The organism is Streptomyces sp. NPDC050674 (genome assembly GCF_040654575.1).
Classification (GTDB): domain Bacteria; phylum Actinomycetota; class Actinomycetes; order Streptomycetales; family Streptomycetaceae; genus Streptomyces.
Genome location: NZ_JBFAIG010000015.1, coordinates 192,424 through 202,085, shown reverse-complemented (window position 1 = coordinate 202,085; position 9,662 = coordinate 192,424). Strand labels below are relative to the sequence as shown.

11 protein-coding genes and 2 tRNA genes are annotated in these 9,662 nt (G+C 72.5%); 2 read left to right on the top strand and 11 right to left on the bottom strand.

Annotated features, from left to right (window positions below):
* Positions 1-197 precede the first annotated feature (197 nt).
* The 9 genes from AB0I06_RS24865 to AB0I06_RS24825 form a co-directional block, all read right to left on the bottom strand.
* Positions 198-1,253: a UDP-N-acetylmuramate dehydrogenase gene (locus AB0I06_RS24865; RefSeq protein WP_363121046.1), complete on the bottom strand. Its 1,056-nt coding sequence runs from the start codon at positions 1,251-1,253 to the stop codon at positions 198-200.
* 90 nt (positions 1,254-1,343) lie between these two features.
* Complete coding sequence (locus AB0I06_RS24860; protein WP_363121045.1) at positions 1,344-1,724, bottom strand: DUF3291 domain-containing protein; 381 nt, start codon at positions 1,722-1,724, stop codon at positions 1,344-1,346.
* Positions 1,725-1,755: 31 nt separating this feature from the next.
* A complete protein-coding gene (locus tag AB0I06_RS24855; RefSeq protein WP_363121044.1) occupies positions 1,756-3,192 on the bottom strand; it encodes an MFS transporter in 1,437 nt (478 codons plus the stop codon).
* A gap of 93 nt (positions 3,193-3,285) precedes the next feature.
* Positions 3,286-3,840, bottom strand: a complete 555-nt coding sequence (locus AB0I06_RS24850) for a helix-turn-helix domain-containing protein (protein ID WP_363121043.1) — start codon at positions 3,838-3,840, stop codon at positions 3,286-3,288.
* Positions 3,841-3,953: 113 nt separating this feature from the next.
* Positions 3,954-4,382 (bottom strand): MaoC family dehydratase, encoded by a 429-nt coding sequence (locus AB0I06_RS24845; protein ID WP_363121054.1) that lies wholly within the window; start codon positions 4,380-4,382, stop codon positions 3,954-3,956.
* A gap of 8 nt (positions 4,383-4,390) precedes the next feature.
* Positions 4,391-4,843 carry a MaoC family dehydratase N-terminal domain-containing protein gene (locus AB0I06_RS24840; protein ID WP_363121042.1) on the bottom strand — a complete coding sequence of 151 codons (453 nt, stop codon included), beginning with the start codon at positions 4,841-4,843 and terminating at the stop codon, positions 4,391-4,393.
* 103 nt (positions 4,844-4,946) lie between these two features.
* The gene (gene rpmG / locus AB0I06_RS24835) at positions 4,947-5,111 is read right to left on the bottom strand and encodes a 50S ribosomal protein L33 (RefSeq protein WP_003948671.1); all 165 of its coding nucleotides are present in this window, start codon (positions 5,109-5,111) and stop codon (positions 4,947-4,949) included.
* A gap of 88 nt (positions 5,112-5,199) precedes the next feature.
* Positions 5,200-5,272 (bottom strand) — tRNA-Met (locus AB0I06_RS24830).
* Positions 5,273-5,319: 47 nt separating this feature from the next.
* Positions 5,320-5,392, bottom strand: a tRNA-Thr gene (locus AB0I06_RS24825).
* A 236-nt stretch (positions 5,393-5,628) separates the two neighbouring features.
* On the opposite strand from AB0I06_RS24825, the gene AB0I06_RS24820 reads away from it, so the two are divergent.
* Together AB0I06_RS24820 and AB0I06_RS24815 are read left to right on the top strand one after the other, a co-directional pair.
* Positions 5,629-6,888 carry an amidohydrolase family protein gene (locus AB0I06_RS24820; RefSeq protein ID WP_363121041.1) on the top strand — a complete coding sequence of 420 codons (1,260 nt, stop codon included), beginning with the start codon at positions 5,629-5,631 and terminating at the stop codon, positions 6,886-6,888.
* Between the two features lie 66 nt (positions 6,889-6,954).
* Entirely contained in the window at positions 6,955-7,611 is a 657-nt protein-coding gene (locus tag AB0I06_RS24815; protein ID WP_363121040.1) for an NAD(P)H-binding protein, read from the top strand.
* A 67-nt stretch (positions 7,612-7,678) separates the two neighbouring features.
* On the opposite strand, the gene AB0I06_RS24810 is transcribed toward AB0I06_RS24815, so the two are convergent.
* Together AB0I06_RS24810 and rox are read right to left on the bottom strand one after the other, a co-directional pair.
* Positions 7,679-7,891 carry a hypothetical protein gene (locus tag AB0I06_RS24810; RefSeq protein WP_363121039.1) on the bottom strand — a complete coding sequence of 71 codons (213 nt, stop codon included), beginning with the start codon at positions 7,889-7,891 and terminating at the stop codon, positions 7,679-7,681.
* 256 nt (positions 7,892-8,147) lie between these two features.
* On the bottom strand, positions 8,148-9,596 hold the full coding sequence (gene rox / locus AB0I06_RS24805; RefSeq protein WP_363121038.1) for a rifampin monooxygenase: 1,449 nt from the start codon (positions 9,594-9,596) through the stop codon (positions 8,148-8,150).
* Positions 9,597-9,662 lie beyond the last annotated feature (66 nt).

Here is a 9,662-nt window from a genome sequence, read left to right as displayed (position 1 = left end):
CAGCCGAGCGTGGGGGAGTTGACAACCGACGACAACGCGGCAGATGCGCGTGCCACGCCCCGCGACGCCGGCATGATCCAAACGACAGGCCCTAGCTGCGGGCATGCGTGCCGCCTGGGGCGGCACGGGTGGGCGCAGGCGGCATCTCGTCACGCCGGGTTGCGGACCCGCCCGGCCTCAGCCCGGACGCCGGGTGCCTAGAGGCTGACCCCGACCGTCACCGGCTCGTTGACCAGGGTGATGCCGAAGGCCTCGCGGACTCCGGCCACGACCTCGCGGGCCAGGGCCAGGAGATCCTCGGTCGTCGCGCTCCCCCGGTTCGTCAGCGCCAGCGTGTGCTTCGTAGAGATGCGGGCCGGTCCGTCGCCGTAGCCCTTGGTGAAGCCCGCCTTGTCGATCAGCCAGGCCGCGGAGGTCTTGGTGCGGCCCTCGCCGGCCGGGTAGGCGGGGGGTTCCACCCCGTCGCCGAGCCGGTCGCGGACGCGGGCGCGGAACGTCTCGAAGTCCGTGTCCGTGAGGATCGGGTTGGTGAAGAAGGACCCGGCCGACCAGGTGTCGTGGTCCTCGGGGTCCAGGACCATGCCCTTGCCGGCGCGCAGCTTGAGCACCGTCTCGCGGGCCTGCGCCAGGGGGACGCGGTCGCCCGGCTCCACGCCGAGGGCCCGGGCCGTCTCGGCGTAGCGGAGAGGGGCGGAGAGGCCCTCGGCGTCCTCCAGGCGGAAGCGGACGCGCAGGACGACGTAGCGCTCGGGGTCGGACTTGAAGCGGCTGTGGCGGTAGGAGAAGGCGCAGTCCTCGTTGGCCAGGGTGACGGTCTCGCCGCTGCGGCGGTCGTAGGCGACGACCTCCGTGATCGTCGAGGAGACCTCCTGGCCGTACGCCCCGACGTTCTGGATGGGGGTCGCTCCGGCCGAGCCGGGGATGCCGGCCAGGCATTCGATGCCGGCCAGGCCCGCCTCGACCGTGCGCGCGACGGCGTCGGTCCAGATCTCGCCGGCGGCCAGTTCGAGCCGGGTGCCGTCGAGGGTGAAGCCCTTGGTGGCGATGACGAGGGCGGTGCCGTCGAAGCCCTTGTCGCCGATGACCAGGTTCGAGCCGCCGCCGATGAGCAGCAGCGGGGTGCCCGCCTCGTCGGCTTCGCGGACGGCGGCGATCACCTCGTCGTCCGTCGTGGCGGTGACCAGCCGGGTCGCGGGGCCGCCCAGCCGGAAGGTCGTCAGCGGGGCGAGGGGGGCGTCGTGGAGTTCCTGCACGGGCTCAAGACTACGAGACGTCACCGGCAGCGCCGGGCACGCGTGCGTGCGGCCCCGTCCCACAGGGGAAGGGGCCGCACGTGGTGGTGGTCAGGTCAGGCGGCGCAGCGCCTCGGACCAGGGGACCGGGAGGTCGTCGCTGTTGACCTGCCAGGCGGTGAAGGAAGAGTCCTTCATCTGCGGGGCCAGGCCGCTTGCCGCCGGTCCATGCGTGCCCGCGCGGGCGAAGGCGTGCAGGGCGTCCTTGGACTCCCAGGCGGACAGGGTCCAGAAGGTCCGCTGGAAGGGCTTGGCCCGCAGGGTCGCTCCGTAGGCGCCGGGGCTGGTGCGGACCTGCCGCCAGACGGCGGGCGTGCCGGCGAGGAACCTCAGCGCTCCCCACAGCGTGCGCGTCTCGAAGCGGGAGGCGAAGACGTGCACCTCGGTGCCGGGAGGCGGGGTGTTCGGGACGGTCCAGGGAAGGGTCGGCATGGCTGCTTCTCCTTGTCGGGTCGCGGTGGGGTCAGTGGGAGGCCTCGGCGAGCACGGGTGCCGGCTCGGCCGGGGCCTGCTGCCGTCCCGCCTGGCGCCGGGTGGGTGTGAGCAGGGCCGCGACGCCCGCGAGGGCCACCACCGCGGAGCCCGTCACCAGGGCCGGCCGCATGCCGTCGACGAAGGTCTGGCCGGTCTCGTAGCCGCCCTGGGCCGCGAAGATCGACGCCATGACGGCGATGCCGAGCGCCCCGCCCACCTCGCGCAGGGCGTTGTTGGCGCCGGAGGCGATGCCCTGCTCCGACGGCCGCACGCTGGACATCACCAGGTGCGAGGCGGGGGCGAAGAACAGGGCCATGCCGACGCCGCTGACGATCAGGGCGGGCAGCTGGGCCGCGTAGGAGGCGTCGGCCGTGGCCACGACCGCCATGTAGCCGAGGCCCAGGGCCTGGAGGAACAGGCCCGCGGCGACGACCGGGCGGCCGCCGACGCGGTCGGCCAGGATGCCCGCGATCGGGGCGACGAGCATCGGCATGCCGGGCCAGGGCAGCATCCTGAGGCCCGCCTCGGTGGGCGAGTACCCGAGGACGCCCTGCATGTACTGGCTGAGCAGGAAGATCGAGCCGAACATACCGAGGAACATCAGCAGGCTCGCCGCGTTGATGCCGGCGAAGGCGCGGGAGCGGAACAGCCGCATCGGGAGCATGGGGTTCTTGGCGCGTGTGCTGTAGAGGACGAAGCCGACGAGCAGCGCGCCGCCCGCGAAGAGCCCGGTCAGCACCAGGGAGGAGGTCCAGCCGTCGGCGGGGCCGCGGACCAGGCCGTAGACGATGCCGAAGAGACCGCCGCTGGCGAGCAGGGTGCCGGGGATGTCGAGCGGGGCCCCGGTGCCGTGGGACTCGGCGAGGCGGAGGCGGGCGAGCGGCAGCAGGGCCAGGCCGAGCGGGACGTTCAGCCAGAAGATCCACTGCCAGGAGATGTGTTCGGTGAGGCTGCCGCCGACCAGCGGTCCGGAGGCGACGGCGAGCCCGTTGACGGCGCCCCATATGCCGTACGCCATGCCGCGCTTGGCGGCGGGTACGGCGGCGGTCAGCAGGGTGAGCGTCAGCGGCATCATCACCGCCGCGCCGGCGCCCTGGACGGCGCGGGCGGCGATGAGGGAGTCGATGCCGGGCGCCATGGCCGCGGCGGCGGAGGCGCCGGTGAAGACGGTGAGGCCGGCGATGAAGAGCCGGCGGCGGCCGAAGCGGTCGCCGAGGGCCGCGCCGAACATCAGCAGCACGGCGAAGGTGAGCGTGTAGGCGCTCACGGTCCATTCCAGGTCGTGCAGTCCCCCGCCGAGGTCCTTCCGGATGGAGGGCAGGGCGGTGGTGACGACGAGGTTGTCGAGGGCCGCCATGAATCCGGCGACGCTGGTGATGACGAGGGCCCAGACGGCTCCCCCGCGACGTGCGGTCTGCTGTGACATCGCTCCCCCATGGAGTGTGTGCCGTGATTGATTAGTTATTGATTACTAACTTTCGAGGTCATGAAAGGGCCGCGTCCTCGCCCTTGCGTGTCGTCAGCCGCCGGCCGCCGACGGGTTCAGCCCCGCCCAGACCCGGTGATCGGCCGGGAATCGCATGGCCACCAGGCAGTTGATGAGCATGCCCTGGGCGAGGAAGGCCGTCGTCTCGCGGGCGTCGGCGCCCAGCGGCAGGTGGATGGTGTCCCACAGCCGCATCCAGCCCGCGCGCACCGCCTCGCCGAACTCGTGGTCCCCCTCTTCCTCGGCGGCCGCCACGGCGAGGTACATCTGCATCTGCATCATCAGCCACTCGGGCTGTTCGGAGATGGTCTCGATGTACGCCCCGCCCATGGCCTGGCGGGCCTCTTCGCCCTCCAGCCCCTCGGCCGCCTCGGCGAACATCCGAATGGTGTCCTCGACGCACCGCTCGGCCGCCGCCAGGAAGATCGCCTTCTTGCCGGGGAAGAGCCGGAAGAGATACGGCTGCGAGACGCCGACCCGGCGGGCGATCGCCTCGGTCGACGTGCCGTGGTAACCACCCCGGGCGAATTCCGCCGTCGCCGCCCGGATGACGCTCTCGCGCCGCTCTTCCGCACTCATCCTTGCCATGCCATCGAAGTTAGTGCTCAATCACTAACTAAGTCAAGCGCTTCTCTGCGCCGCGCCCACGCGTAAGGGGCGCCTCCAATGGAGAGCGCCCCTTACATCGCGTCACGTCCGTCTCAGGCCAGCCGTACGACCGCCCGGGACATGCCCAGCACCTTCTGACCGGCGCTGGTGGCCGTCAGGTCCACGCGGACCGTGTTGTCGTCGAGCTTGGCGGCGACCTTGCCGGCGACCTCGATCACGGCACCCTGGTCGTCGTTCGGAACGACGACCGGCTTGGTGAAGCGGACGCCGTACTCGACGACCGCGCCCGGGTCCCCGGCCCAGTCGGTGACCACCCGGATCGCCTCGGCCATGGTGAACATGCCGTGCGCGATGACGTCCGGCAGGCCGACCTCCTTCGCGAACTTCTCGTTCCAGTGGATCGGGTTGAAGTCGCCGGAGGCACCCGCGTAGCGGACGAGGGTGGCGCGCGTCACGGGAAAGGTCTGCGCGGGCAGCTCGGTGCCGACCTCGACGTCGGCGTAGGAGATCTTCGCGGTCATGATGTCGCTCACGCCCCCTCGGCCGCGCGGGCCACGAGCTTGGTCCAGGCGGTCACGACGTGCTCGCCGGCCTCGTCGTGCACCTCGCCGCGGATGTCCACGATGTCGTTGCCCGCGAGGGACTTGATCGCCTCGATGGTCGAGGTGACCGAGAGCCGGTCGCCTGCGCGGACCGGCCGGCGATAGGCGAACGTCTGGTCCCCGTGCACCACGCGGCTGTAGTCAAGACCGAGCTGGGGATCCTGGACGACCTCGCCCGCGGCCGCGAAGGTGATCGCGAAGACGAAGGTCGGCGGGGCGATCACATCGGGGTGACCGAGTGCCTTGGCGGCCTCCGCGTCCGTGTACGCCGGGTTGGCGTCCCCGACCGCCTCGGCGAACTCACGGATCTTCTCCCGGCCCACCTCATAGGGCGCGGTGGGCGGGTACGTCCGCCCCACGAAGGACTGATCGAGCGCCATGGCTCGGTACCTCCTGCTAGGTCTACTGACCGGTACGGGTCCCTTACAACGACGCGAGGCCGCCCCCGATCACTCGGGAACGGCCTCGTGTACGAGCCTGTTTTTATCGCGTTTCGCGATGCGCGGTGTGCGCATTGCAACGCGGGCAGTGCTTCTTCATCTCAAGACGATCCGGGTTGTTACGCCGGTTCTTCTTGGTGATGTAGTTCCGCTCCTTGCACTCCACGCAGGCCAGCGTGATCTTCGGGCGGACGTCGGTGGCAGCCACGTGAGTGCTCCTAAGACGAACGGATGGACTGTTTAACGCAAGAAGAGTAGCCGATCGAAGGACCGACCCCGCAATCGGCTACTGTGTGTAGCGGTGACCGGACTTGAACCGGTGACACAGCGATTATGAGCCGCTTGCTCTACCGACTGAGCTACACCGCTTTGATGTGGTCCGGGCCCCGCCTCGCGACGGGAACCAGTCACACCAGAGCCCCAAAACGGAATCGAACCGTTGACCTTCTCCTTACCATGGAGACGCTCTGCCGACTGAGCTATTGGGGCGAGCGATGAAGACATTACACGCTCGGCCGCCGTTCACCCAAATCCGTTTCGCGGCGCCCGCTCCGGGCCCCGGACCGTCCTCCCGGCAGCCCCGTGCGTGCCTCGCGTCCCGTGCGCGGACCACGCCGGTACGACTATTGCGCTCCTCCCCGCCAGGGCCGGGAGGCCGTCCTAGGCTCGTCTCACTCTGCGTGATCATGCGTCCTCCCGCGCACAGCCCGAGCCCCTGGAGTGCGATGCCCGACAGCCGGCCGCAGCCGCCACCGCCCCCGTCGTCCTCGCCGGGTCCGGCGGACCCGTCGTCGCTGCTGCTGTGCGGCGCCCGGCTCACCGACGGCCGGACCGTGGACGTACGGCTGGGCGGCGGTCGCATCGAGGCGGTCGGCACGGCCGGCAGCCTGGCGGCGGGCACCCCGCGCGCGGGCGGCGCGCGTGTGGACCTCAGCGGCTATCTGCTGCTGCCGGCCCCGGTCGACCCGCACACCCACGCCGACACGGCTCTGTCGGCCGACGACGAGGGCCCGGTCTCGTACGAGCCGCAGGACGTGCAGCGCCGGGCGACCGAGGCCGCCCTGCTCCAGCTCGGGCACGGGGCGACGGTCACACGGGCGCATGTGCGCGTGGGCGGCGTCCAGGGTCTCGGCGCGCTGGCGGCCGTGCTGCAGGCCCGGCGGGCGCTGCGCGGGCTGGCGGAGCTGACGACGGTGGCGATGCCCCGGGTGTTGACCGGGGTGGCCGGCGCGGACGGGCTGGCGATGCTGCGCGACGCGGTGAAGATGGGCGCCTCGGTGGTGGGCGGCCGCCCGGACCTCGACCCGGATCCGACGGGGTACGCGGAGGCGGTCCTGGAGGTGGCCTCCGAGCACGGCTGCCCCGTCGACCTGCACACGGACGCCGGGGACCCCGCCCGGCTGGCCCGGCTCGCGGCGATGGCGGGCGGACTGCGCACCGGCGTGACCCTCAGCCCGTGCGGCGACCTCGGGCGGCTGCCCGCCGACGTGGCCGCGCGCACGGCCGACCAACTCGCGGCAGCCGGGGTGTCGGTGGTGTGCCTGCCGCAGGGCGGCTGCGGTGGTGTCGACCGGCGCGGGGCGGCTCCGGTACGGCTGCTGCGGGCGGCCGGGGTGCGGGTGGCCGCCGGGAGCGGGGCGCTGCGGGACGTGTCCAACCCCGTGGGCCGCGGCGATCCGCTGGAGGCGGCCTTCCTGCTGGCCTCGCGCTACGGGCTGTCGCCCGAAGAGGCGTACGACGGGGTGAGTTCCGCGGCGCGGGCGGTGCTGGGGCTGCCCGAGGTGCGGGTGGAGGCGGGTTTCCCGGCCGAGCTGCTCGCGGTGCGCGGTGACGGGCTGGCGGGGGCGCTGTCCCTGGCGTACAGCCGGATCGTCGTGCACCAGGGGCGCGTGGTGGCGCGGACCAGCGCGGTGCGGGAGTACTGCAGTTCGGCGGCCTCGGTGGAGCTGGGGCTGCCGCGGCAGGGCCGGGGCGAAGCGCCGTAAGGCATCGGGCGGGGTGGGGGCGGCGTCGTGCGGCGGACGGTGCTGTCCAGGCGTACGGTCGAAGGCATGCGCATTGTCATCGCTGGTGGTCATGGTCAGATCGCGTTGCGGCTGGAGCGGTTGCTCGCCGCGCGCGGGGACGAGGTGGCGGGCATCATCCGCAAGGCCGAACAGGCCGACGACCTGCGGCAGGCCGGTGCCGAACCGGTCGTGCTCGACCTGGAGTCGGCGTCCGTGGACGAGGTCGCGGAGCGGCTGAGGGGTGCCGACGCCGCGGTCTTCGCGGCGGGCGCGGGCCCGGGCAGTGGGGCGTCCCGCAAGGACACGGTGGACAAGGCCGCGGCGGTCCTCTTCGCGGACGCGGCGGTGAAGGCGGGCGTACGGCGCTTCGTGATCGTGTCGTCCATGGGCGCCGACCCGCGTCACCAGGGCGACGAGATCTTCGACGTGTACCTGCGCGCCAAGGGCGAGGCGGACGCCTACGTGCGGGGACTGGACGCCCTGGACTGGACGATTCTGCGCCCCGGGCAGCTCACCGACGACGCCGGCACCGGTCTCGTCCGGCTGGAGGCGCGCACGGGCCGCGGCCCGATCCCGCGCGACGACGTGGCCGCCGTGCTGGCGGAGCTGGTGGACACCTCGGCGACGGCCGGGCTCACGCTGGAGCTGATCAGCGGTCCGGTGCCGGTGTCCGTGGCGGTGAAGTCGGTGGCCGGGAACTGAGGTTCACGGCGGCGGGAGCCGGCGGGCCTCACGACAGGGGCAGTCGGGCGGCGAGAGCCGGCGGGCCTCAGAACAAGGGCAGTTGGCCGGGGAAGTCCGGGACCGTGTAGCCGTCCAGGGACGGTTGCTCCGGGCCCGGGCGGGCCTGGCGGCGGGAGCCCGGGCATGAGGTGAGTTCGCAGTGCTCGCGGGCACCGGGCGGGTCGTGGCGCGCGTAGCGCCCGGCGACGACGGCGATCTCGCGGCGGCACTCGGGGCAGATCCTGCGGCGGGAGGACATGGGGCCAGTGTGCCGCGCGAGCGGCCGTGCCGTGCCCCTGCCTCGGCGGAGCTGCCCGTTTCGCCTCCGCCTCCGGTGTCCACCGGACGGGTCCGGCGGGGTCCTCCCGTGGGCCACGCCGGGCGAGTTCCGCACGATCCGGTGGGCCACCGCCGGGTGGGGCGTGTGAGGCGGCCGCGCGGACCAGCGCTTTGCCGAACGATGCGCAGGTCGAGGCGCCGTCACACCCCACCCCACCGGCCCGCACCGGGCCCTCTCAGCCGGTCGGCGCTCCGAACCACTTCGGCAGTACCTCGAGCAGTTCCCGCTGGTCCTCACCGGCCCAGGCCACGTGACCGTCCGGTCGCAGCAGCACCGCGGGCACGTCGAGTTCCTCGCTGACGTCGACGACGTGGTCGACCCGGTCCGCCCAGCCCGCCACCGAAAGCCCGCCGCCGCCGGCCCGCCGGGCGCCGGTCTGGTCGAGCAGCAGCCCGCGGCCACCGCGCATCCGCTCGTAGAGGCGGCCCTCCTTCAGCCGCAGGTCCCGCAGCCGCCGTCCGAGCAGTTCGTGGCCCTCACCGAAGTCGTAGCGGACGGCGATGGCGGTGGTCTTCTCGGTCAGGTACAGGTTCACCTCCTCGAAGTCCATCAGTTCCGCCAGCAGACGGCGCACCGCCTGCGGACCCGGCTCGGGCGACAACAGGTGCATCTGCGCCCGGGTGTTGTCCAGCACGGCGGCGGCCACCGGGTGGCGTTCGGCGTGGTAGCTGTCCAGCAGTCCCGGCGGTGCCCAGCCGCGCAGTTCGGCGGCCAGCTTCCAGCCGAGGTTGAACGCGTCCTGGACGCCGAGGTTGAGGCCCTGGCCGCCGGTCGGCGGATGGATGTGCGCGGCGTCACCGGCCAGCAGGACCCGGTCGACCCGGAAGCGCTCGGCCAGCCTGGTGGCGTCACCGAAGCGGGAGAGCCAACGCGGGGAGTGCACGCCGAAGTCGGTACCGGAGTACGTGCGCAGCTGCTGCTTGAACTCCTCCAGGGTCGGCGCGACAGTGCGGTCGGCTGCCACGCCCTCGGCCGGCACGAGGACGCGGTACACCCCGTCCCGGACCGGCATGGCGCCGAACCGGAAGTGGGTCTTGCGCACTTCGGCCATCACGGCCGCCAGCTCCTCGGGGGGCGCGGTCAGCTCCATCTCGCCCAGCAGCGTCTCGACCCTGGAGGGCTCGCCGGGGAAACCGACGCCGAGCAGCTTGCGCACCGTGCTGCGGCCGCCGTCGCAGCCGACGAGGTAGCGGGCGCGCAGCCGCGTGCCGTCGGCCAGCTCGGCGGTCACACCGTCGCCGTCCTGGCTCAGCCCGACCAGCGCCTCGCCGCGCCGGATCTCGGCGCCGAGCTCGGCGGCGTGCTCGGCCAGGAGCCGGTCCGTGACGGGCTGCGGGATGCCGAGGACATACCCGTGCGTGGTGTCCAGCCGGCCGGGTGACGGTTTGGCGATGCCGGCGAAGCCGCCGATGTGGTGGTGCTTCTTGCCTTCGGCGAGGAAACGGTCCAGCAGGCCGCGCTGGTCCAGCACCTCGATGCTGCGCACGTGCAGGCCGAGCGCGCGCACGTACGCGGCTGGCTCGGCCTCCTTCTCCAGCACCACGACCCGCACGCCGTGCAGCCGGAGCTCCCCGGCCAGCATCATCCCGGTCGGGCCACCGCCGGCAATGATCACATCAATCAAAGGATCCCCCGTATTTCGCGTCGTTTTTCCTCTTCCGGCGGAAGATTCTGCGGCACGACGGGGGCC